Source organism: Microcoleus sp. w1-18aA5 (assembly GCF_036701705.1).
Taxonomy (GTDB): domain Bacteria; phylum Cyanobacteriota; class Cyanobacteriia; order Cyanobacteriales; family Microcoleaceae; genus Microcoleus.
In genome coordinates this window covers 67,963-91,400 of sequence record NZ_JAUPTE010000014.1, presented here as the reverse complement: position 1 = coordinate 91,400, position 23,438 = coordinate 67,963, and the positions used below count along the sequence as shown (strand labels likewise).

At 44.6% G+C, this 23,438-nt stretch carries 18 protein-coding genes; 9 read left to right on the top strand and 9 right to left on the bottom strand.

Annotated features, from left to right (window positions below; translation table 11 throughout):
- Positions 1–5: 5 nt before the first annotated feature.
- Positions 6–566 carry a Uma2 family endonuclease gene (locus Q5691_RS07765; RefSeq protein WP_333311945.1) on the bottom strand — a complete coding sequence of 187 codons (561 nt, stop codon included), beginning with the start codon at positions 564–566 and terminating at the stop codon, positions 6–8.
- 288 nt (positions 567–854) lie between these two features.
- Entirely contained in the window at positions 855–2,132 is a 1,278-nt protein-coding gene (locus Q5691_RS07760; protein ID WP_333208780.1) for a valine--pyruvate transaminase, read from the bottom strand.
- Positions 2,133–2,712: 580 nt separating this feature from the next.
- Between Q5691_RS07760 and Q5691_RS07755 the strand changes: the two genes are divergently transcribed.
- The 3 genes from Q5691_RS07755 (at position 2,713) to Q5691_RS07745 (ending at position 5,606) form a co-directional block, all read left to right on the top strand.
- Positions 2,713–3,255, top strand: a complete 543-nt coding sequence (locus Q5691_RS07755; RefSeq protein WP_333344360.1) for a peroxidase-related enzyme — start codon at positions 2,713–2,715, stop codon at positions 3,253–3,255.
- A gap of 21 nt (positions 3,256–3,276) precedes the next feature.
- A complete protein-coding gene (locus tag Q5691_RS07750) occupies positions 3,277–4,482 on the top strand; it encodes an adenylate/guanylate cyclase domain-containing protein (RefSeq protein ID WP_333344358.1) in 1,206 nt (401 codons plus the stop codon).
- Positions 4,483–4,766: 284 nt separating this feature from the next.
- Complete coding sequence (locus Q5691_RS07745; protein WP_333344357.1) at positions 4,767–5,606, top strand: Tab2/Atab2 family RNA-binding protein; 840 nt, start codon at positions 4,767–4,769, stop codon at positions 5,604–5,606.
- Between the two features lie 144 nt (positions 5,607–5,750).
- Here the strand turns inward: Q5691_RS07745 and Q5691_RS07740 are convergent, their stop codons facing one another.
- Positions 5,751–5,951, bottom strand: a complete 201-nt coding sequence (locus Q5691_RS07740) for a hypothetical protein (protein WP_333344355.1) — start codon at positions 5,949–5,951, stop codon at positions 5,751–5,753.
- A 209-nt stretch (positions 5,952–6,160) separates the two neighbouring features.
- Between Q5691_RS07740 and Q5691_RS07735 the strand changes: the two genes are divergently transcribed.
- From Q5691_RS07735 to Q5691_RS07725, 3 genes are all read left to right on the top strand, one after another.
- Positions 6,161–7,033 (top strand): S-methyl-5'-thioadenosine phosphorylase, encoded by an 873-nt coding sequence (locus Q5691_RS07735; RefSeq protein ID WP_333344352.1) that lies wholly within the window; start codon positions 6,161–6,163, stop codon positions 7,031–7,033.
- 169 nt (positions 7,034–7,202) lie between these two features.
- Positions 7,203–8,534, top strand: coding sequence for a three-Cys-motif partner protein TcmP (gene tcmP / locus Q5691_RS07730; RefSeq protein WP_333344349.1), 1,332 nt, complete (start codon positions 7,203–7,205; stop codon positions 8,532–8,534).
- A 29-nt stretch (positions 8,535–8,563) separates the two neighbouring features.
- On the top strand, positions 8,564–9,511 hold the full coding sequence (locus Q5691_RS07725; protein WP_333344347.1) for a radical SAM protein: 948 nt from the start codon (positions 8,564–8,566) through the stop codon (positions 9,509–9,511).
- Positions 9,512–9,639: 128 nt separating this feature from the next.
- Here the strand turns inward: Q5691_RS07725 and Q5691_RS07720 are convergent, their stop codons facing one another.
- Positions 9,640–10,863, bottom strand: coding sequence for a tetratricopeptide repeat protein (locus Q5691_RS07720; protein ID WP_333208793.1), 1,224 nt, complete (start codon positions 10,861–10,863; stop codon positions 9,640–9,642).
- Positions 10,864–10,939: 76 nt separating this feature from the next.
- Here Q5691_RS07720 and Q5691_RS07715 point away from each other — a divergent pair, with 76 nt between their 5' ends.
- The gene (locus Q5691_RS07715) at positions 10,940–11,431 is read left to right on the top strand and encodes a WbuC family cupin fold metalloprotein (protein ID WP_333208795.1); all 492 of its coding nucleotides are present in this window, start codon (positions 10,940–10,942) and stop codon (positions 11,429–11,431) included.
- Positions 11,432–11,586: 155 nt separating this feature from the next.
- Here the strand turns inward: Q5691_RS07715 and Q5691_RS07710 are convergent, their stop codons facing one another.
- From Q5691_RS07710 to Q5691_RS07695, 4 genes are all read right to left on the bottom strand, one after another.
- A complete protein-coding gene (locus tag Q5691_RS07710) occupies positions 11,587–12,084 on the bottom strand; it encodes a hypothetical protein (protein WP_333208797.1) in 498 nt (165 codons plus the stop codon).
- 314 nt (positions 12,085–12,398) lie between these two features.
- A complete protein-coding gene (locus Q5691_RS07705; RefSeq protein ID WP_333311764.1) occupies positions 12,399–14,207 on the bottom strand; it encodes a PAS domain-containing sensor histidine kinase in 1,809 nt (602 codons plus the stop codon).
- A gap of 128 nt (positions 14,208–14,335) precedes the next feature.
- A complete protein-coding gene (locus tag Q5691_RS07700; protein ID WP_333344344.1) occupies positions 14,336–17,512 on the bottom strand; it encodes an MASE1 domain-containing protein in 3,177 nt (1,058 codons plus the stop codon).
- A gap of 230 nt (positions 17,513–17,742) precedes the next feature.
- Positions 17,743–19,374, bottom strand: coding sequence for a serine/threonine-protein kinase (locus Q5691_RS07695; RefSeq protein ID WP_333344342.1), 1,632 nt, complete (start codon positions 19,372–19,374; stop codon positions 17,743–17,745).
- Positions 19,375–19,907: 533 nt separating this feature from the next.
- Here Q5691_RS07695 and pheT point away from each other — a divergent pair.
- Positions 19,908–22,352, top strand: a complete 2,445-nt coding sequence (gene pheT, locus Q5691_RS07690; RefSeq protein ID WP_333344340.1) for a phenylalanine--tRNA ligase subunit beta — start codon at positions 19,908–19,910, stop codon at positions 22,350–22,352.
- A gap of 70 nt (positions 22,353–22,422) precedes the next feature.
- Here pheT and Q5691_RS07685 read toward each other — a convergent pair whose 3' ends face one another.
- The gene (locus tag Q5691_RS07685) at positions 22,423–22,995 is read right to left on the bottom strand and encodes a Uma2 family endonuclease (RefSeq protein WP_333311759.1); all 573 of its coding nucleotides are present in this window, start codon (positions 22,993–22,995) and stop codon (positions 22,423–22,425) included.
- Between the two features lie 160 nt (positions 22,996–23,155).
- Between Q5691_RS07685 and Q5691_RS07680 the strand changes: the two genes are divergently transcribed.
- On the top strand, positions 23,156–23,425 hold the full coding sequence (locus Q5691_RS07680) for a YciI family protein (protein ID WP_333344338.1): 270 nt from the start codon (positions 23,156–23,158) through the stop codon (positions 23,423–23,425).
- The last annotated feature ends 13 nt before the right edge of the window (positions 23,426–23,438 follow it).

Sequence of the window (23,438 nt, the reverse complement as noted above, 5' to 3'; positions counted from 1 at the left end):
TGAATCTATCCCAGTACGAAATCGATATTCACTTCCAAATCAGGAAAGGCGAGCGACGCAACTTGTTGACCCCGCCACAACTTTTGGATTAAACTGTAACCATTAGGAGTTGGCTGGCGGTAAACTTCTAAACATTGTGCCTCTATATCTACTAGCCAGACTTCTTGAATGAGCGATTGAGCGTAAATAAGAACTTTCACATCTCGATCGTAATCAACCGTGCTATCGGATACTTCTATCAACAGCAAAACTTCTGACGGTAATGGATGTGCAGTTGAATAGTAATCAGCCCTGGGTTTCAGCAATACTATATCAGGTTGAGGTTCGGTGCGATCGCTCAACTGGATGGGGTTTTGCACATCCAGAAAAGCCCGGTTACTGGGAATTTCCCTGAACAGTCCGATGAATCGTCTCACACAGGAAGCATGACGAGTTCCAATTGCTGCCATTTGGATCAGTTCTCCTTCTATCAGTTCTACCCGATCGCCCTCGGAAAGAATACCAGCTTTGCCCATTAAATGATATTCTTCTACGGTCAACAACCTTTTGAGTAATTGCACTGCCATAACCCACCGCGCTGCTAATTGTTATTTCAATTGTAGTCAATCTGCCAAATGAAAAGTTATGGTCATGAGTAGTTGGTAATGTCAACCGTCAACCGTCAACCGTCAACCGTCATACCAATTTTTTATGAGGCTGCATAGAATCCGATCACCCTAGCGCCCCCCTTAATAAGGGGAGTAGGGGGTGGGACAAGATTCCGATCAAAGTCCCCCAACAACCAGGGGGATTTAGGGGGATCGAGATATGTGCAACTTCACATTAAATTGGTATCAACTGTCAACTGTCAACTGTCAACTGTCAACTGACTGATAAAGCTTTTCTACCATTTGAGCCAACCGTTTCATAGCAGTTTCAATCTCATCATTTGTTGCAGTTAAACTAATGCGTAAACACTCATGTTTGTGCTGCCAATCTTCCCGCAAACCGGGGAAGAAGGAACTTCCTGGCACCACAATTACGCCGACTTTTTTCAACTCTTGGTACAGTTCCCAATCAGTGATTGGCAAATCTTTCAGCCATAACCATGCGAAAATTGCTCCTTCGCCCCGGTGCAAAAACCACGGCAAATCCTTCGGCATTGCTTGTTCTAGAGTGCTTTCTACGATCGCAAATTTGCCTTGATAGTACGGCCGAATTACGTTGATGGAGATGTCGGCAAGAGCGCCGGATGTAATCGCACGAGTTGCGATCGCCTGTCCGTATCTCGGCGAATGAATGCACATATTGGTCTGAAAACATTCTAATACTTGAATGAGTTTTTCATCGCCGATCGCGATTCCGATTCTTTCACCCGGCAATCCGGCTTTCGACAAACTCATACAGTGCACGATATTGCCGCCAAAAATCGGCGTCATTTCGGTAAAATTCAAAGACGGGAAGGGAGGGCCGTAGGCGGAATCCACGAACACCGGCGCGTCAAAAGCGGCCGCTAAATCGGCAATTTTCTTCACTTCCTCGTCGCTGAGAACGTTGCCGGTGGGGTTGCAGGGACGGGAAAAAATGACGCAGCCGGTGGTTTGGTCGATCGACAATTGGCTGAAATCCGGGCGGTATTTGAACCTGTGGGCGGCGGCATCAATATCGAGGGTGGGTTTGCAAGCGACTACCGCTTCGGGAATCAAGCTAACGCCGCCGTAACCGGTGTAGTCTGGGCTCAGCGGTAAAACAATATTTTTAAGCTGTTTGCTGGTAGTGTAGCCGCCGAAAGCGTTGGCTGCGTAGAAGTAAATTGATTGACTTCCGGGAGTAATTAGAATATTGCGATCGGTCAAATTCAGTCCGTAACGCTGATTAAAATCCGCCAAAACCGCATTGATTAAGGGCTGATAACCTTGACTGGAACCGTAGCGACAAACCACCTCGCCGTATTCCGGGCTCGCCAAAAGTTCCGCAGTGCAGTCGCGCCACAACTGTTCGACTTCCGGCAAAATCACCGGATTTCCGGCGCTCAAATTGATAAACTCCTGCCCGCTGCCGGCTCTGAGAGTTTCAATAATATCTTTCATAATTGCCCGAACTCCCGTGAGGTGGGACATCTGAGCGCCAAATTGAGTAAGGGCAGGGTTCATAGCAAATGCAGCGACAAATATAGAAGTTTACAGTTTACCCATGATAACTCCAGTCGCAGGCGTTAGCCTAGCTTGTCTGGGGCATGGGTTGTCGATCGAGCCTCTGACAAATTCAATAAACTCGATCGGACAGCATTTGTTTTTTCCCCTGTGCGCCCCCCCGAGCCTAAGATTCTGAGCATTGGTGGATTCCTATCGATCGAACAGTGTTTTTTGCCTGAAAATTCGCGAACAGGCAGTATTATCAAATTCAAGAGTTTTGGTGGAATTTCGCGCCGCGCCAGATTAATTTCCAATACTTGACAGCAACCATTGGCAGAATCTAAGATTAGCACTAGAAGCCGATCGCAACATAATTTTATTGGTTCCGGTTACTGCTATAATTGCAGGTTCAATCCAGCCTCAAAACTCAGATTTGTTGCTAGCTCATGTTCGTGATTCGCGGTTTTTTGACAGCGGTGCATTTCATCATCAATCCAACTAAAGCCCAGATAGCTCGTCACCTCGCCTTTGGAGTGGCGTTATACAACAAATACGTAAATTCCAACGCAAATTAACAGCAAGAAATTTCAACACAACAATGACACACTTTCCACTTACAGAATACGAGCAACTTACAGATCCTAAAGCCAAATCAGTGTACGAAGAAATCTTGACAGACTTGGGGTTTGGCATCGTACCCAACCTGTTTAAGTCAATGGCAATCAACCCTGACATATTAGAAGCAAATTGGAGAAAATTCCGGGGAACCATCCTGCAAGGAGACTTACCCCGCACCCTTAAAGAAATGGTCGGCGTCGCTATTTCTCAATCAAATAATAGCGAGTACGCTCTCCAAGTTCACCTGCACGGATTGTCAGCGTTGGGGATGAGCGAAGAAATCCTGCGAACCCTAGTTTCTGACTTTGCCAACTGCCCTTTGCCAAAACGCGATAAAGCCGTAATTACCTTTGGCTTGCTGGCTGCTACAAAACCCTTGGAAGTGACAGAAACTGATTACCAAAACCTGCGGGATTTAGGGCTAGATGATTCTGAAATATTTGAGATTATTGCAACAGCCGACCTGTTTAGCTTTGTCAACCGATATACCGATTCCATTGCCCTCGAAATAGATGCTTTGTAATCTATATTTTATACCCCTATTATGGGCGAGCGGCTAGAAGATCTAGATCGAGAAGAACTTCTGTTGACAGCCCGCCGTTTATTAGCAGAAGCTCAAGCGCTTTCCATCCGCATTTCCGCCGTCAACGAAGTTGCCACAGCCATTAACCGCACCCTAGATCTCAACCAGATTTTGCGGGTAGTAGGCAAGCAAGCCAAATGGCTGCTCGACTTTGAACACTGTAGCGTTTGCCTGCACAGCACTAACGCTTGCACGACCTTATTTGGCCCGCATATCCCTGTAGATATTGCAGCCCTCCCAGAGGGCAGCCCTATTAACAAGGCTTTCAAAACACGTCAACCTCAATTAATTCAAGAAGCGGGTGCTACTGCTATTTTGTCCCCCTACGCTTCGCAAATTATAATTCCCTTGGAAAGCGAAGGTAAGGTTTTAGGGACAATTAATTTTGCCACAACCAAGCCGCGAGCTTACACTCTAGAAGACTTGCGGATTGGCTATCTTTTGGCTTTGCAACTCTCCTCAGCCATCCGCAATGCTGAGCGCTTTAAAGAGATAAATAGCCTGTATGCCGATCTCGATACCGAAAAGCACAAATCTGACCAGCTACTGTTGAACGTGCTCCCGGTTGAAATTGCCGAGGAACTCAAAAATAACGGCAAAGTGGAACCACTTTATTATGATTGCGTATCTGTTTTATTTACTGACTTTCAAGACTTTACTCACTTATCTGAACACATGACGCCGCGAGAGTTAGTTGACGAACTAGACTACTGTTTTTCTTATTTTGATCGCGTGATGGATAAATACTCTATGGAAAAACTGAAGACTATTGGCGACAGCTATATGTGTGCGGCGGGAATTCCTACGCCTCGCCCCACACACGCCTTTGACGCTGTACTTGCGGCCATAGAAATTCGACAGTTCATGGATTTGCGAAAAATGCAGAAAGTTCAACAAAATATTACTTATTGGGATATCCGCATTGGCATTCATTCAGGTCCAATACTTGCTGGGGTAATTGGCAATAAAAAGTTTGCCTATGATGTCTGGGGAGATACAGTTAATACTGCATCTCGGATGGAATCTTCCGGCGTAGCTGGAAATATCAATATCTCTCAAGACACGTTTGAATTAGTTAAAGATTTTTTTGAATGCGAATACCGAGGAAAAATTTATGCTAAAAATAAGGGCAACTTGGATATGTATTTGGTTCGCCATCTTAAATGATTTTGGGAATGGCTAATTACTAAGGGAGGATGGCTAACCGAGCGTTGATACCATTGTAAATTTTAGATTTTAGATTATAAAATTGGGCATGACCGATCACTATCACGGTTGGGATCGCAGACCTACAGTTGTATTCTCTTTAACTGGTGTTAGTAGAAATAAAACTCAACTATGAACGTAAAATATATTGCTCGCAGTTTTTTCTCAGGATATCGGTATTGTATCGCAGTGCCCCCAGACTATATTAAAATGAGCGAGTTGTAGATTTTAATTTTTAATTATTTATGCGTATTTGGCAAGCCGATTTCTACCGCCGCCCTGTCCAAGACGAAACTGGTAAACCACTGTGGGAACTCTTAATTTGCGACTCGGAAGGCAGTTTTCAATTTAGCGCTATTTGCCACCAGGGGGCCGCAAATTCTAATTGGCTAGCCTCGCAGTTGCAGCAGCAAGCTCAAACCCAAAATTTGCCCGACTTGATTCAAGTATTTAGACCTCAGTCTCTCAGCTTAATCGAAGCTGCGGGCAAAGTTTTGGGTGTCAAGGTAGAAGCGACTCGGCGGACTGCCGCTCTGAAATTGCTGCTGCAACAACGCGCAAAAGAATATTCGAGTATGCCTAATTATACAGGTGAAACTTACAGTGCGATCGCCCTCGACTCGCCGCCGCCCGTACCCTTACCGGAAAACCTCTGGGGGGATGGCTGGCGTTTTGCTTCGCTACCCGCCGGCGACATTGAAGATGCTTTCCAAGGGCGTCCCCTGCCAATTTTGGAAATGCCAGAATTGCTGTTACCGCTGAATTTGGGCTTGGCTTCCACAGTACCCGTACCGGGAGTTGTGATTGACGGCGGACGCCAGTCTATGCGGTTGGCTAGATGGCTTCAGGATGCCAAACCTTTTGCTTTAAATTATATCGCTGGAGAACCCGACGGATTGATATTGGAAGCTGGGTTAGTAGATAGGTGGGTTGTGGCTACTTTTGAAGATAGCGAGGTGAAAGCAGCGGCCAAAATTTACCAACAGCGCAAGCAATTAAGTAAAGGATTACATTTTTTGTTAGTGCAGCCCGATGATAGCGGCATGACTTATACAGGTTTTTGGCTGTTGAATTTTGATCGATAAGATGTAAATAATATTATTTTTGATGTTGCTCAATCGCGCGCCGAAAAATAGTAAAATACAGCCCGAACTCAGTTCCAGGAGATACAGACTCAAACACAACTTTTAAAACAGTTTCTGGAGCTAGCAAGAGATCGTGCTGCAAATTTATTCTACAACTAAAATCAATCCGTTTTGGATACCCTGACAGACTCGGGTGATGTGAACATGATCGTTTTGGTCGATCCCGTCGAGGACTGCTGACTTCAGCAGTCGTCTGTCAAGGGGGGTAATTTGGCGAAAAGCAAAGATGCGCTGGACGATCGCTTCGATCGAGATTTTGGGGAGATTAGCAGAGCTGACTGTCATGGTCTTAACACGCTAAAAGTAGATAACAGAACTGTGTAGCTTTATTTTTAAAGATTTCGTGAAGTCATACTGTGATTAATATCACATACTTTATGTGACAATATAGTGTATGTCGGGTGACTTTTGTCACGAAATCTTCAATTATTTTTACGCCAACTTAACGGTGGCCCGATAAAATCACTCTTGTAAAACTCAGGCAGAGGGTAAAAATGGCACAAGCAAAAATCGGAATTATCGGCGGCAGCGGTTTGTATAAAATGGAGGCCCTCAAGGATATTGAAGAGGTAAAAATTGATACACCTTTTGGAGCGCCATCGGATGCCGCAATTGTGGGAACTTTGGACGGTACGCCGGTAGCATTTCTGGCTAGACACGGCCGCAACCACACTTTTTTGCCCTCAGAAGTGCCTTACCGGGCAAATATTTATGCTATGAAGAGTTTGGGAGTGGAGTATTTAATCTCAGCGTCGGCGGTTGGTTCCCTGAAAGCTGAGGCGAAACCTTTAGATATGGTAGTGCCGGATCAGTTTATCGATCGTACAAAAAATCGAGTTTCTACCTTTTTTGGAGAAGGAATTGTTGCTCACATCACATTCGGCGATCCGGTTTGCGGCGAATTGGCTAAAGTGTTAGCAAGTGCGATCGAATCCTTGAACCTCACCGACGTTACCCTGCACCGGGGCGGCACTTACGTCTGCATGGAAGGCCCCGCATTTTCCACAAAAGCAGAATCCCACCTTTACCGCAGTTGGGGGGCGACAGTCATCGGGATGACAAATTTGCCCGAAGCAAAATTAGCCAGAGAAGCAGAAATTGCCTACGCAACTTTAGCATTAGTCACCGATTATGACTGCTGGCACGAAGATCACGACAGCGTAACCGTAGAAATGGTAATAGCAAATTTGCACCGCAATGCAGAGAATGCTCAAAAAGTCATTCAAGAAACAGTCCGTAGACTAACAGAAAATCCCCCAGTATCTGATGCACATTCAGCTTTAAAATATGCAATTCTGACTCGGCTGGATCAAGTGCCGACCTCAACTAAGGAGAAAATGGGCTTGCTATTGCAGAAATATTTGTAGCGAATAAGGCATCGGGCATGGGCCCCATCGCCTAAAAGCATGGGGCATTCAATCTAATTGAGTAAGATTAGCCTATGCGCTAGACAACTAACCGATCGCCAGATTATGGTAGTGAAAATTAGTAAAATATATTAAAATAAATAGAGCGATTATCCAAGGATTCTAAACAATGAGTAACTCTGATACTACATGGTCTGCTGATGGTACAAACATTCCTAATATTGCACCTCATACTAAAACTAAGCATTTATTAATAGAGCAATATGTTACAGATTTAATTTGTACACTTTATGGGAAAGGAAAATATGGAACCACAACTTTTACTATTGTTGATGGTTTTTCTGGAGGAGGTATTTACAACGATCGAGAATCACATAATACTTGGCAGGGTTCACCTATTCGCTTAATAAATGCCGTGAGAGAAGGTTATTTAAAATCACAAAGGACTTATCCTTTAGATGTAAAGTTTATTTTTATAGAAAAAAATAAAGAGCATTTAAAATGTCTTAAAAATGTTGCTATGTGCCAAGCAGGATTTGAAGAGTTATTGGATGAAGAAATACATACTTTTACAACGGAATTTCCTCAAGGAATAGGCCAACGAATAGAACAGTGTGAATTTATTAGTGATGAATTTGAAAACCAGGTTAATTATTGCGTTCTTCACGGTGAACAAAGAAGAGGTCATTCTTTATTTTTTCTCGATCCTTATGGATATCTTAATGTTTCTATGGAAAGCTTTAGAAAAATAAATAGCTTGAAAAAATCGGAAATAATATATACACTTATGGCTAGAGATATTGAAAGATTTGTAATTGACAAAAATGGTAAAGAAAGAGAAAATTTTTATAAAAAACTTGAAGCAGAAGATTATTTTAAAAACTTAGAAAAATTACAAGGTTTTGGTAGGGAGGCAAAATTTCGAGATGAATCAATGAGATTATTTCGAGAGAAAGGAAATGCTAAAAAAGTTTTCACATTTGCAATGATTCCTACTAAAGATAAAAGAGTTTTATACTATTTAATCCATATTTGTAGTCATTTAAGAGCTTTAGAAGTTATGAAAGATAGTAGTTGGTTATATAATAATATTAATTATCAATATCATTATGAAATTTATGGCTATGGATTTAGAACAGCATCTTATTATGAAGAACATCAGCTTGAGTTGCAGCTAGATATTAACCAGCATAGTAAAATAGCTTGTATTGAAAGACTTAGTAATAATTTAGATGATTTAGTCCTTGGAAATAATTCTGAAGGCGTTACCTTTATAGAACTTTGTAATAAAACAATGGAATTTAACCCTGCGACTAGAGAACATTATTGTGAATATCTCAGACTCTTAAGAGATGAAAAACAAATAAAAATATTGAGAAAAGATAAAAAAACAAATTTATATAAAGCAACTACAAGTAATAATCTTGAAAATTGTGATATAATAACAATGACAAATATGAAACAGTTATCTTTATTTAACATACTTCATATTAAAAAATAACATTTAAACATTAATTAAGTGGAATTCTGATGAAAATTATGATTACTGGGACAGAAACAATAGTCAATCCACTCCAGAAGAGTGCTTTAAATAAAAAAAGTCTATGTGATTACGTTGTTAACATAGCATCGGGCTGTCTACATGGATGTACATTTTGTTATGTTCCTTCGACTCCAAGTATTAGAACACAACAAAAAAGATTACATCAAAAAGGAGTAGATAATCCTCAATTAGATTGGGGAAAATATCTTTTTATTAGAGAGGAAATCCCCGAAAAATTAGAAAATGTTTTGACCCGAAAAAGAAAATGGGAAAATACACCTTCAGGTAAAGGAGTTGTTTTACTTTGTTCCGGAACCGATCCTTATCAAAATAAACAAATAGCAGAAATTACTCGTCAAACAATAAAAATTTTACTTAAACATAATAAAAAAATTAGAATTTTAACTCGGGGTTTATTGTGGCAAAAGGATTTAGATATTCTCGTTAACCCTAATATTACATTAGGTATGAGTATTCCTTGTATAAATGATGAATTACTCAAAAAAATTGAACCACAAGCACCTTTATCTTCCGATAGATATAAAGCGTTACAAAAGGCATATCAGGCTAATTGTCGTTTATATGTAGCAATGGCTCCCACTCCACCTATGATGACTTTAGATGACTTTAGATTTAATTTAGATAAATTTATGCAAATTAATCCAGAATTAATATTTTGGGAACCCATTAATGCCAGAGGATCAAATGGTCAAAGAATGTTAGCAGCAGGTTTAGATTTTGCCCAGTCAGTTATGACTAAAAAATCTTGGGGTGAAACCTTTATTAGACAATGGGAATTTATTGAAACAGCAGCAACAGAACTAGAGTGTTTAGACAAAATACATATTTGGCCCGATCCGTCATTAAAAAGTTTTGTCAATGAAGAAAAAATTAATCATTGGCTATATAAACCAACTATAGAAAAATGGAATTAGTCCTAAGAGAAGGGGCTAAATCTCAACTACTAAAACCAGAAACCCGGTTTCTTAGACAACTTTGGCATCCAAACAAATATTTTTGTATAGAAACCCGGTTTCTTAATTACAGCCCTAGGCCCAATGTATCAACTTATCAACTGCTTGAATGCCTCATGTTCGCGAATTTTTTCTAAATCAGCTTCACTTTTTGCCAACTCTTTACACACATTCGGATTGAGATTGAGGGCGCGCTTTAAATTTTCAATTGCTAATTCAATTTTACCTTGTAGCGCATAACATCGGGCTTTGTTGTACCAAATTCTGTAAAAATCAGGTCGGATTTTAGCAGCATTGTCGTAGGAAGCGATCGCAGCTTCGTATTTTTGCAACTTGGAGAGTGCAACGCCTCGATTGTTCCAAGCGTCAGTATAATCATTTTTAATTTGTAGGGCTTGATTGTAAGAAATTACTGCTTGTTCGTACTCCTGCATTTTGGAAAAAGCAACGCCTCGGTTGTTCCAAGCATCGGCATAATCGGGTTTGGCTTGAATTGCTTGTTCGTAACAGCCGATCGCTTCCTGGTACTTCTGCAACTCCAACAATACCACGCCTCGATTGTTCCAAGCATCGGGGTAATTGGGGCGAATTGTAGTAGCTTGTTCGTAAGATGCGATCGCCTCTGGATACCGCTGCATTCTTGTGAGCACTACTCCTCGGTTATTCCAAGTATCGGCTAAATCAGGCTGAATTTGCAGGGCCTGATCGTAAGCTGCGATCGCATCTTGATAACGGTTTTCAAAGAAACAAGCATCTCCCTGTTTAGCATAGTCGCCGGCCGTCAATAGCTGTTGGTAATTGCCATAGTTAACCGGAGCAAATTCTTGAATTTGGGCATCGGGGAATAAAAGGTCTGTTTCTGCCTCTGCCGAGTGATTTTGGTGTTGAAGTTCGCCTAAGATAGTTTCAGCGTCGGAAATTAATAGTTTTAATTGAGAGATTGTATCGTAATGGAGACTTTCAATTTCTTGGCGAGCAATTGTTGTCTGCTTGGACAATTTTCTCAATAGAAACCAAACCCCGACTCCGGCTGCTGTCGGAAACAAAGTTAGGGCAATTACCAGTCCGTTAAGCAGTACCGCCGTGCGCCCGAAAGCAATGTCAACTTCTTCTTGAACTCGATCGCGAATTTCTTCTTTAAGTTGCTGCTGTGGGAATTCCTGCTGAAGTAACATTGCCGCCGTCGGTTCAGATGCAAAAACGCTACTGGCGCAGACTAGAATAGTCAAAAGGGCGATCGGGCTAATACTTTTTCTAAAGATACTTGACAAACGCATTGCCTTAGTGATACGCACCTGAGTTGCGATTTCCATGTGTCAAGAGATGCTGATAACGATGATCCCAGACTAGCCCATTTGTTCACAAACTCTTAAATACAGGATATCTGTTGTGCAGTCCCCTCCGATCAAATTGCTGACGCAAGAATTGCTAGACGAAGTTGCCGCTTCCTCCCGGCGCAGTCCCCGCCAGCGACAAAACTACAATTTCCATGATTTATCTGAAAAAGTGCAGCGGTTTGTCAACGTGCTGCAACCAGGCACTTACGTCCGCCCTCACCAACACCTGCGCCCGCCTGCAGTTAACGGTTTTGAGTTTTTTGTGGTGATTCAAGGAGAAGTTGGTATTGTTATTTTGAACGAAAACGGTCACATCCTGCAATCCTTGCGAGTCAGCGCGGCCGGCCCGACTCGCGCTGTCGAACTGCCACAGGGGACTATTCACACGTTAGTAGCCTTGACACAGGATACTGTGATTTTGGAGTTTAAGGAAGGGCCTTACGACGTGGGGGCTGATAAAGACTTTTTGGCAGGTTTTCCTGCTGAGGGAACTGCGGCGGCGCGAGAATTAGTCCTGATTTGGGAAGCGGAATTTAACAGTTGACGGTTGACTGTTGACTGTTGACGGTTGACTGTTAAAAATCTAAAATCTAAAATCTAAAATCGATTGAGTGTTGACTGTTAAAAATCTTAGATCTAAAATCTAAAATCTAAAATCTAAAATCTAAAATCTAAAATCTAAAATCGATCGACTGATTACTAATTACTGATAAATCTAATTGTCGTCATCCGATTGTATAAATCTGGGGCGGTGCGAATAATTTTTCTCAGAAGTTCATCCGTCACCCAAAAGACGAGGGGAAAGGAAAATTTTTTGCTGAATTCGCTGCATAATAGGTTGGTAGAAACGAGCAATCGATCGATCGGCTCCACTGATTCCAAACCGAGGAGCATTAAAGCTGGAGGCTGTTCCCCGTCTATTTCCGCTGCGATTGTCGTGTAGAGAGTTGTCGCTGATTTGGGCAAAAACAGTTGTCGCGGTTTCACGGGACAATTTACTTGCAGTCGATCGACTATTTGCTGCCGCAAAGCCAGCGAGTTGCAGTTTACTAAAACGAAAGAAAAGTAACCTTGGGAAAGACGGAGAGCCCGAATTAAAGTTGAGAACGACCGCTCGTTATATTTAGCTGAGTCGTACTTAGCTGCATCGTCTTTGGCTGTATTTTCTGAGCTTTGCTCGATCAAGATAAATTGCATATTTTTTATCTAGTTTTAGAGATTTTCTAGATTAAATGATGTTTCTAAAGAAAATGTGAAGATCTGAAATTTATTTTTCATTGAAAAACATTTCGGTAACTATACCACGGTTTTAAGTTAATATCAATAGTCCGATCGAAATAGTCCGATCGACATATTTGGCTTGAACCACTCAAAAAGCACCTGCGACGGCACAACACAAGTATAGCCACGGGAAAACGAAGAAGCATATTTCGCAAGGGTTTCAGCAATTAATAACGTTCTAAATATCTGGCACAAGTGCTAGATAAAATGTAATTAAAAATACCAAAAAATCACCCGAAATTCTCAGCCAGCGGCAAAGTAAACCAAAAACTTGCCCCAGCACCGGGAGTGCTAATTACCCCTATTTGGCCACCGTGAGCACCAATAATTTGCCGACAAAGATATAGACCCAAACCCAAACCAACGGAGTGTCGGGACTGATCACCCCTAACGTAAAGGTCAAAAAGATGTTCGCACTGTTCCGGCAATATTCCCGCCCCGTCATCTTCCACGGTACAGTAAATCATCCTACTTCCGGGATTGGGGATTGGTGATTGGGGATGGGTAATGGGGGATTGTGGATTGGTAATCGGTAATTTGTCTATTTTTTGTTTTGCTGTGCTTTGATTTCTAGTTAATTTTTCCGCATTGATTACTTGAGCCGAAACTGTTAAATTTAGTCCCGGAAAATTGTGTTTCAAAGCATTAGCTATTAAATTAGAAAACACACGCCACAACTGAGTTTTGTCGGCATTCACGGCTGGCAAATCACCCGATACCAAATTTTTAAAAGTAGCTTTACCCTCCTTCATTAAAGGCTCTAAATCTGTCGCAGCAGCTTCAACTATCGCCCTCAAATTAACTGATTCGCAGTGCAAAACCAAACCACGCAATTCCCCGGCGTGAACTTCCAACAGCGAATTTATCAAGCGCAATTGCTGCTCGCTACCTTGAATCATCCGCTCCAAAATAGAACGGGGAATTGCGATCGAATCCCCAGGTTTCGTCTGCCAATTTTTCAGCACCATTAACATTCCCGCTACCGGGTTTCGCAAGTCGTGAGAAAGAGCGTGGATAAACAGCCGCAGCGATTCTTGTGCCTGTTTGCGCTGCGTGATATCCTCAATTAAACCCTCATAATAAAGCACGGCGCCGCTGCTGTCCCGTACCGCCCGCGCCTTCTCAGAAATCCAGACAATACTGCCGTCACAGCGGTAAATTTTAGATTCAAAATCCGATACTGTGCCGCTTTCCTCGATCGATCGCAAAAACTCATTTCTGCGAGACGGATCGACATACAACTGCCGCTCAATATCAGTAAACTTTGCCGTCACTTCTTCCGGGGAATCGCAGCCGTAAATCCGCGCCAAAGCTGGATTGGCAGTAATATAACGACCATCGGGAGTGCTTTGAAAAATCCCCTCGCCCGCATTCTCAAAAATGCTGCGGTACTTCGCCTCTGCCACCTCCAACTGCTGGTAAGCAGATTCCAACTCACGCCTGGTACTAAACTCTTTCCGTTGCAGACATTCGTACCAATAAACCGACAAATCGCAAATCAAACAAATCCAAAACAAATATAAGTACAACCCGGTCAACTTAAAAGGAGTATACTTAGCAAAACTTAGATTTAAAACCAAATTTATCCCGACGTGGCAACACAAAACGCCGAGTTGAGAAATCAGGTGGAGACGCCAGCGGACGGGCATCAGCGTAGCTTGGATCAGAAACGCTAAAATCCAGGTAAAAATTGGTAATTCCCCGGCTTGTGCGACAGCTAGCCCAACCTGTACAACTACCGTCAGCGACCAGGAAAAACCCAAAAATAGCAAACCGGGATAGCGCTGTCCGAAGGATGTTTTTTGCAACACAAAACAGGTCAACAAACCCAACTCTACAGCAGCGCTCGTATACAAATAAACACTTTTAAACTCCTGGCGAGCGAAGAATCTTTCGCCCAGAAAATAGATCGTTATTGTGAAGGCAAAAAAGATGGCAATTCCGACAGCAGGGCGCAGCCGATCTCGGAGGAAGCGATCGCGCCACACCTCGTAAACCGTTAACGCCTGAACAGATTTTGCCTTGCCCAAAGAGTTCATACCATTTTAGATTTTAGATTATATCAATTCCGGTTGCACCGGAATGACTGTTGACTGTTGACTGTTGACTGTTGACTGTTGACTGTGAGTCGAAAAACTTAGCGGTTGCGCGGATTTTATATTAGAGATTAAAGAATTGAGAAAGATCGATCGTCCGAGTTGACAGCAGGTAGCGAAAACCAGAAAGTCGAACCACCGCCGGGAGTGCTTTCGACGCCGATGAAGCCGCCGTGAGCTTTGATAATTTGCTTGGACAGGTACAGTCCCAAACCCAGCCCTGTTAATTGTCGGCTATTAGGGTCTTGAACGTAAAGTTCAAACAAAGATTCCCGCTGTTTGGCGCTGATTCCCACTCCATTATCTGTTACAGTACAGCGAACCATTTTTACGGTGACACCCGGCAATTTGCTGCCGATATTGCCAATTTGACCTTGATAGCGGGGCATTTTGCAACTGCCGTCGAGGTTGAATTTGGCCAGGGTTTCCTGATTTTTCTGGGTGGTCTCGCCGATCCTAGGACGATCGCCCGCAGCAGGTATTCGGTTAGCGATACAGCGGGCAAGCGGATTATTGGGCGATCTTAAAGCCTCTGAATTTTCTTCATAGCTTAGCGCTGTTTCAACTTCAATTACCTCGGCTTTAAAATTGATGTTGACTCCCGGAGGATTGTGTTTAATAGCATTAGTCAACAGATTTTCTAGCACCCGCTGCAAGTGTTTGCTGTCGGCCTTGACTTGTGGCAAATCCGCCGGGATTTCCTGAGTCAAAGTTGCTTGATTTTTGGCCAGCATCGGTTCTAAATCGGCAACAATGGCTGAAGCTAAAGACGGCAAATACAGCGGTACAGTATTGAGAACAATCCCTTTGACCTCGCTAGCGTGAGCGTCGAGCAGGGCATTAACCATCGTCAACTGGTGTTCGCTGGCTTGAACGATGCGCTGCAAGATCGATCGAGAAACCGGAACATCTTGTAGAGAATCAGATGCCGATTTGTTGAGCAAATTTTTCAACAGTATTAACATTCCCATAACAGGAGTGCGGAGATTGTGAGAAACTGCGTGTAAAAATAGGTCTTTCAGCCGATTGCTTTCTTGCAACTCGTGCATTTTTTGCTGTAGTTGGTGGGTGCGTTCCTCGACTTGAGATTCCAAGTTGGCATTGAGAGCTTTTACCTGCTGCAAAAGTTGGGCTTGCTGAAGGGCGATCGCCACTTGGGTAGCGAGTTTTTCCAACAAATCAATTTCAAATTCCTGCCACTGGCGAGGCCCCGAACACTGGTTGACGGCCAAGATCCCGAACAATTCATCCCCTAGGAAGATCGGCACATTTAACGTCGCGCGAATTTGATAGTCGCTGTACAATTGGGCAATTGGAATGCTCAGTTGAATGCTAGCAGTATCGGAGATAGATCGGACGCGGTTGTTAGCATAAAAAGTTTTCTGGCTTTCGAGGTGATTCTCGTCAGCGAGTACCCACCCCAAAAGAGAACGGCATTGGGCATCCACAGACTCGGCTACAACCTTACCGTATACCGGGCTAGGAAGATTTATCCCGTCCGCGTCCACAATACCGATGAAAGCGCGGTCTGCCTTGAAAAATTGCCGGACTTCGGCAACAGTAGTGTTGAGAATTTCTTCGAGGTCGAGGGAGTTGCGAATTCGCAGGGCGATTTCTGAAAGCAAGCGATCGCGATCGGAGGACGCCCGCAAAGCGGTTTCCGCGCGGTGGCGTTCGGTAACGTCTTGGACTGTGGCGGCGATCGCCCCTGACTGAATTGCCGACTGTTCGCAGACAGTGCGTTCGGAGCCGTCTGCTAGCACAATTCGGTAGTTAATGCAATAGGGTGTGCGCTCAAACATAGCTTGGCGCTGCGATCTCGCCACCAATTCTCGGTCTTCTGGATGTACAGCCTGCAAAAAAACTTCTGGTGTCGGTTTGACAGTTCCAGGAGCAAAACCCAAGAGGCGGTAAAGTTCGTTTGACCACCGCAATTTGATATTGGATATATGATGTTCTGCGGATTCTTCGGAGTTGTCAGTTGCTGTGAGGGTGGCGCAATTTAAATCCCAATTTCCCAACTGAGCGATGCGCTGAGCGTTGGCTAAACTAGCTTCGCGATCGCGCAGCATGGCGGCCGTGCGACGCACCTCCACCAGTGCTTGCTGGCGTTCTGCTACGGCTGCAGCCAGCATCAGAGCCACAAGGGCGATCGTACCGGTAAAAGCTTGTAAAAATAAAACCGCCTGTTTGAGATTATCGCTTTTGGCCAAAAACGGGCCGCCTCCCTGCACTGCTCCCCAAATCGCGATGTAAGAGACGATCGAATAAGCAAAAATCGCTCCCGCCGATTGAAACCGCAGGGCAGCCCAAACTATCAGAGGAAAAGGCAGATACTCCAGCGGATACTGAGCGATCGCCGCTTGTGTTTTTGAGCAAAAAAACAGCCAGCTCACGCTCAGCAATAGAGTCAGCCAGAGCGCTATTTCTGAATAATTAATAATTAAAAATAGAAGATTATATCGGTTTTCACTTGCAGACAATTTGGTGGAATAATTTGTAACTTCTGATTGGTTATTGTTCCACTTAAAAAATGCTTTTAAACTTGAAATGATTCGAGATTTTTTCTCACCTGTTACACCATTTTCAAGAACAGGCAAGATACCTGTTACACAATCAAATTCATCTCTTGTGGAACAGGCATCTTGCCTGTTCCTAAACAAGTAATTGAGAATAGTGAAATATCTAAGTTTTAGTGGAAATTTAAAACTGTTAACGGCGTGGTTCAAAGTCAACAGCACAGGCGTCACAATCAAAATTCCCATGCCGTCTCCGAGCCACGTAGTCCACCAGTTCCGAGAGAAATTGCTCCACTGGGCCCAACCAAAAATGCACGTACCCAAGTTGCCGAGGATAGAACCGACCAAAGTAGACCCGATGACAGCGCCTGCCACTAAAGCCAGAACATCTCGTAATCGATCGAGTTTGGTAGAAAATCCGCTCCAAGTCAGCACAGCCTCTCCAGCCAGCGCTTGCAGGGTGACGCTAAAGGCCGATGTGGCAATGACAGCCGACGGTACACCGCCGGTAGAGTTTAACAGCACTGAACCGAGAACAATTCCCGGCCACATCCGTCGCCCTTGCAGTAGCAGTGCTGCTAGAGCAATACCGGCGGGCGGCCACACGGGGGAGGGTTCGGCTTTCACCAGTCCCAGCATCGACGCTGCGAGTTTTCCGGTAACAAAGTAGGCAAGCGCCAGGATGCCGGTGTACAAAAGCGTTCGAGTGCGGCGGTTGAGCAGTTTCATGTTTAGGTGCGATCGAATCCTCCATTCCTAGTTTTTAATTTAGGCGGCTTTGGGGCGATCGAGCTTCCTCCTGACGACTCACCTGACTGGGGGAGTGGGAAGTTGACTGTTGACTGTTGAGTGTTGACTGTTGTGATTGGTGATTAGTAGCAGCTAACAACTCCCCATGCCCCATGCCCCATGCCCCATGCCCCATGCCCCATGCCCCATGCCCCATGCCCCATGACTACTTAAAATCCAAAACTCCGCTTACCATCAGGCTTAACAGTAAGCCAATTGGTCTTTGCCATTGCCAGTTGTTCCTCAGAAACTGTAGCGTTCGTAAGATTCGCCCCGCACAAATTTGCTCCCCGCAAATTCGCCTTAGTCAAATAAGCCCCCGTCAAGTCAGCACCTCGGAAATCCGCGCCTTCAAAATTGGCAGTGCTGCAATAAGCCTCAGTCAAATTAGCATCTCGCAAATTCGCCTGAATTAACCTCGCGTGACCCAAATTCGCGCCCGACAAATCCGCTGCTTGCAAATTTGCCTTCACCAACCTAGCCTGATAAAAATTCCCCCCCGCTAACTGCGCTTTTTGCAGTTGCAAACCCGACAGTTCGCAGTCAGCAAAATCACGCTTGCCTTTAAAATATGCCGCTCGCACGCTGTTGGTGTCCCACTTAGGAGCAACTTTCGATAGCTTTGACCCTGCTAAATTGCCACTAGAAGGTCCAACGGTTCCGAAAGTTCTGCCGGACTCAGCCAGAGTCCGGGAAACTCTCGGCTGCATTCCCGTGTTCCCGGATTGGCTGAAGGAAGTTCTACCAGTGCGGGTGTGGTTCGATCGTAAATCTTGATTAATTTTGCTCTGAGGGGGTGACCACGAAGAACCCTCGTCATTAAATATTGTCGGTTCTTCAACTGTACGAGAAGAGGCGTTGAATTGAGTTGCCAAGCCATCCACAAGACTTGGGTCTTCAAATTGGCCCGAGAGAGCTCTGAGGACATCTGCTGCCGATTGGAAGCGGTGCCCAACCATCGGCTTGAGCATTTTTTCGAGAATCCGCGCAAAATTTGGACTCACCTGAACGTGTGGCTGCCAAACAATTTCGCCGGTTACTCCATCAAAATCTAAATCCTTGGGCGATTTTCCTGTCAGCAAGTACAAGCAAGTCATGCCCACCGCGTAGATGTCGCTGGCAAATATCGGCCGCAGCGCCATTTGTTCCGGGGGGGCAAAACTAAATGTGCCCACTGAAAATTTCGTGTTGGCGCTTTGGTCGGCGGGGTCTAATAATATTGTTTGGCTAACTTGGTCTTTTACCGCTCCGAAATCAATCAGAACTAAGTGACCGTCTTGAATTCGGCGAATAATATTTGCGGGTTTGATGTCTCGGTGAATTACTCCTTGGCTGTGGATATATTGCACTACTGGCAGAATTTCTAATAGAAAATTTTTAACATCCGATTCGTTGAAACGGCCTGAGTGCTTGACTTCTTGTTTCAAAGTCGAGCCTTTAACATACTCTTGAACTAAGTAGAATTGCTGTTCCGTTTCAAAATAGTCTAGCAGCCTCGGTACTTGCGGGTGGTCGCCCAGTTGGCCGAGGGTTTTCGCCTCTCGCTTGAATAATTCCCGCGCCATTTCTAAAACTCGCGGCGACGAACTACTGGGTCGCAGTTGCTTGACCACGCAACTCGGTTGACCGGGCAATGAGATGTCTTTTGCCAGAAATGTAGCTCCAAAACCTCCTTGTCCTAACGGTTCAATGACTCGGTAGCGAGCGCGCAGCAATAACCGCGCACCGCAAGTCTGACACTGAAGAATAGAGTCAGCAGGATTTTGAGGATGGGGACAGCCCGGATTTACGCAGTAGCTCATATTGATTGAGTTTGCCTATGTTGTTCTGATCTTGTCAGCGTCGCTCGACTGCACAAATAGCCTGTTCCTGCTTCTGGTAGACATACTAATCTATCAGTTTTCGGCAAGCCGTGCGTTCGATCGCGAATTGGAATTGCACCTAAGTCTTTTAAGCCGATATCTTTTCCCTATTTTGATTATCTCGCTGGTTTGAGTTTTTTCGGTTGATTATCCTTGAAGATAGTTTAAAGACTTGCTAAAGTTGTGCTTTTTTGTGTAAAGTCTTTCTAAACTTAAGTGCTTTTTGCGTTGTTAGATGTATCTAGCATACCTCATTCTCTGAATGAGAATGCTACTCATCCCCCAGTAGACATCTACCTTTGGGCAGATCCATTGTTTTTGCTGATGTGTACCATAACAGTCTTGACAAATTTAAGTTAATATGCTATGAAAAGCTTTCCCGAATAAATTCTGGGACTCAAAAGTCGTAGCCCGTCGGCGTCGACTAATGACTAATAACTACAGAGCACTGACAACTAACTACTGACTAAATTATGCGTATTTCTCTAAAGTGGCTGCAGGAATTGGTGGATGTGGCGATGTCACCGGAAGAATTAGCCGAAACCCTGACAATGGCAGGCTTTGAAGTTGAAGAAATTGAAGACCGCCGCCCGTGGGCAAGCGGTGTAGTTTTGGGCAAAATCATCGCCTGCGAACAGCATCCGAATGCAGACAAATTGAGAGTTTGTCAAGTGGATGTCGGTTCTTCAGAAGCTTTGAATATTGTTTGCGGCGCACCCAACGCTAGGGCAGATATTTACGTGCCTGTCGCTGTTGTTGGCACTTATTTATCGACTATTGATTTAAAGATTAAACCTGCTAAATTGCGGGGCGTTCCTTCCGAAGGAATGATTTGCTCTCTGGCGGAATTGGGGCTATCTAAAGAGTCAGCCGGGATTCACATTTTCGAGTTAGAAAATCCCAAATTGGGCAGCGATATTCGCCCACTTTTGGGTTTAGACGATGTGATTTTAGATTTGACAGCAACTGCCAACCGTGCTGACGCTTTGAGCATGGTGGGTGTAGCGCGAGAAGTGGCGGCGCTGACTGGGGCAAGTTTGAGAATTCCTGCAGCGAATGGTGTAGCGATTGAGGGCAAAGAAAGTCCTGGTTTGGCAGTAGAAATATCCGAACCGCAAGGATGCCCGATTTACATCGGCACGGCAATTGAAGGTGTGAAAATTGCTGCTTCTCCAGCTTGGTTGCAGCAGCGGTTGCAGGCGGCGGGAGTGCGACCAATTAATAATGTGGTTGACGTAACTAATTACATTTTATTGGAATGGGGACAACCGCTGCACGCTTTCGATTCCGATCGCCTGCAATCTTTCACCGGTACTCAAGATATCAGCATCGGCGTCCGTTTTGCCAAAACAGGCGAATCCTTCAAAACTTTGGACGGACAAAACCGCAATTTGCAAGCTCAAAATTTGTTAATTACTGCTAGCGACAAACCCGTTGCCTTAGCTGGGGTAATGGGCGGTGAAGATACGGAAGTTCACGAAGGAACGCAAAATTTAGTCTTGGAAGCAGCGATTTTTGACCAGGCAACGATTCGCCGTTCTGCGCGCGCTCAAGGCTTGCGTAGCGAGGCATCGATCCGCTACGAGCGGGGGGTGAATCAGGCAGCTTTGACCACTGCTTGCAACCGCGCTGTAGCTCTAATTTTGGAGTTGGCTGGAGGCACTGCGACGGTGCAGAAAACGGCGAGTTCGGGTGATGATTTGAGTTTTTTGCGATCGCTCGAATTGCGTTTAGACCGAGTAAATCTGGTTTTGGGGCAGTTGAAAAGAGGACAAACTGGCGGTTCTAAATATCTGGAACCGGAAGAGGTAAAAAATATTCTCATAGCTTTGGGATGCGAAGTTTTTCCAACAGAAAAAGAACGGGTGTTTGCGATAACTGTTCCTCCTTACCGCTACCGAGATTTAGAAAGGGAAATCGATTTAATTGAAGAAGTTGCCCGACTCCACGGTTATGACAATTTCTGCGATACTTTGCCCAGCAAAACGGAACCCGGTTATCTGTCACCAGAATACGCGGCAATTCGGAATGTGCGATCGGCTTTTCGGGCGGCCGGTTTGACGGAGTTGATGCACTATTCTTTGGTGAAAACTGAGGGAGAAAATCAGGTGGTGCTGGCGAATCCGCTGTTTGTGGAGTATTCGGCTTTGCGGACAGAAATGCTGTCGGGTTTGATTGATGCTTTCCAGTACAATTTGGAACAGGGAAATGGCGCACTAAACGGTTTTGAAGTCGGCCGGATTTTCTGGAAAGATGGGGATGCAATGAAGGAAGCGGATGCAGTTGCGGGGATTATCGGCGGCGATCCGACTGTGTGGAAATGGCAGCAGTCCGGGCGCGATCGACCTTTGACTTGGTTTGAGGCAAAAGGTATTTTGGAAAGCGCATTTCAAGGGTTGGGTTTGGCGGTGGAATATCAAAGCGATTCCTCTAATACACGCTTGCATCCTGGTCGCACGGCGGCCTTATCGTTAAACGGGAAACATTTAGGAGTTTTCGGACAGTTGCACCCGCAATTGCAGCAGGAAAAGGATTTGCCGGAACAGGTTTACGTGTTTCAATTAGATTTGGCGGTGCTGTTGGCAGCGTTGAATCGATCGAGCAACTTAACTCGCAAATTCGCGGGTTATTCGAGTTTCCCCGCTTCTGACAGAGACATTGCGTTTTTCGCGCCTGTAGAGGTTGCGGTTGTTGAGATGCAGAGTGCGATGAAAAAGGCGGCGGGTAGTTTGCTGGATTCGGTGGAACTGTTCGACGAATATCGGGGCGACAACGTGCCGGCGGGACAGCGGAGTTTGGCTTTTCGGTTAGTTTACCGCGCGGGCGATCGAACTTTGAGCGAAACTGATGTCGAACCGGCACAACAAAAAGTTCGCGATGTTTTAGTAGAGAAATTCGGCGTTAGTTTGAGAAGCTAAAGAGGCCGCTACTCACCACTGGAAACCGCCAGGGAATGAATTCCCTGGCGGACTCAATTTTTAACGTTAATTAAATTGTCACCAACGGCCGCAACATCTCCCCAACCATAAAAGAAAAATCAGGAAATTGCAAAGGAGAAATACTCGCATCATCCTCAAGAACTACTATACTCTGATAGCCATCCTGACTCGGTTCTCTAAATACGTGAAGTTGCCGATTATTAACATCCAAAACCCAATAATCCGCAATTCCAGATTGAGCATAAATTGTCGCTTTTATCCCCAAATCTGTTCTCAGGGTTCTATCAGCAACTTCAATAATCAGATAAATTTCAGACGGAGTTGGATGGTGGTCTTCATAGTAAAGCGGATCGGGTACGACCACAGCAAGATCGGGTTCAGGTTCAGAGAAATCATTTAACCGAACAGGATCTTGCAGCCGCACCAAAACTCGCTCTCCCAAACGGTTTTCCAGTAACTTCTCTGTACGTGTCACCGCTGCACTGTGTGCTGTTCCTTTTGCGGCCATCTTTACTATCTGTCCTGCCAATAATTCAACTCGTTCGTCTTCCTCAAAAATACCAACTTCTGCCATGCGGTGATACTCTTGAACCGTCAACAAACGAATGTCTAATAAAGTCATAGCCATCTTCTCCTATCTAACAAACCTCTCTCTTTCCCCTCTTCCTCTGCGCCCTCTGCGCCCTCTGCGGTTCATTAATCTTATCGTTAAAATTTTCGTTAAATCCTGTTACTCTTATTGTACAATAACTTTTAAATAAATTTATCTAAGGCTCAAAACCGTGACCAAATATGTGATGTGGGGAAGTTACTGCGAAGACGTTCTCGAAAAACGCGCTCCGTTTCGAGACGCTCATTTGGCTGGATTGGCTAAGCAGAAGGAATCGGGTGTGTTAAGTACGATCGGGCCAACGAAAGATTTAACAAAAGTTTTTGCAATTTACGAAGCAGAAGAGGAGGCGGCCGTGCGACAATTGGTGGAATCCGATCCTTATTGGGTAAATGGGGTTTGGACTGAGTACGATGTGAAAGAGTGGATTCAAGCTTTTTGAAGGAGTTAACAGG

Bases quoted from the DNA above. Each gene is read 5' to 3' on its own strand.
- Q5691_RS07765 (WP_333311945.1), bottom strand. From the start codon at position 566: ATGGCAGTGCAATTACTCAAAAGGTTGTTGACCGTAGAAGAATATCAT.
- Q5691_RS07685 (WP_333311759.1), bottom strand. From the start codon at position 22,995: ATGACTTTATTAGACATTCGTTTGTTGACGGTTCAAGAGTATCACCGC.
- Q5691_RS07755 (WP_333344360.1), top strand. From the start codon at position 2,713: ATGACACACTTTCCACTTACAGAATACGAGCAACTTACAGATCCTAAA.
- Q5691_RS07725 (WP_333344347.1), top strand. From the start codon at position 8,564: ATGAAAATTATGATTACTGGGACAGAAACAATAGTCAATCCACTCCAG.
- Q5691_RS07705 (WP_333311764.1), bottom strand. From the start codon at position 14,207: ATGAACTCTTTGGGCAAGGCAAAATCTGTTCAGGCGTTAACGGTTTAC.
- Q5691_RS07700 (WP_333344344.1), bottom strand. From the start codon at position 17,512: ATGAAACTGCTCAACCGCCGCACTCGAACGCTTTTGTACACCGGCATC.
- Q5691_RS07740 (WP_333344355.1), bottom strand. From the start codon at position 5,951: ATGACAGTCAGCTCTGCTAATCTCCCCAAAATCTCGATCGAAGCGATC.
- pheT (WP_333344340.1), top strand. From the start codon at position 19,908: ATGCGTATTTCTCTAAAGTGGCTGCAGGAATTGGTGGATGTGGCGATG.
- Q5691_RS07745 (WP_333344357.1), top strand. From the start codon at position 4,767: ATGCGTATTTGGCAAGCCGATTTCTACCGCCGCCCTGTCCAAGACGAA.
- Q5691_RS07720 (WP_333208793.1), bottom strand. From the start codon at position 10,863: ATGGAAATCGCAACTCAGGTGCGTATCACTAAGGCAATGCGTTTGTCA.
- Q5691_RS07710 (WP_333208797.1), bottom strand. From the start codon at position 12,084: ATGCAATTTATCTTGATCGAGCAAAGCTCAGAAAATACAGCCAAAGAC.
- Q5691_RS07750 (WP_333344358.1), top strand. From the start codon at position 3,277: ATGGGCGAGCGGCTAGAAGATCTAGATCGAGAAGAACTTCTGTTGACA.
- Q5691_RS07735 (WP_333344352.1), top strand. From the start codon at position 6,161: ATGGCACAAGCAAAAATCGGAATTATCGGCGGCAGCGGTTTGTATAAA.
- tcmP (WP_333344349.1), top strand. From the start codon at position 7,203: ATGAGTAACTCTGATACTACATGGTCTGCTGATGGTACAAACATTCCT.
- Q5691_RS07695 (WP_333344342.1), bottom strand. From the start codon at position 19,374: ATGAGCTACTGCGTAAATCCGGGCTGTCCCCATCCTCAAAATCCTGCT.
- Q5691_RS07760 (WP_333208780.1), bottom strand. From the start codon at position 2,132: ATGAACCCTGCCCTTACTCAATTTGGCGCTCAGATGTCCCACCTCACG.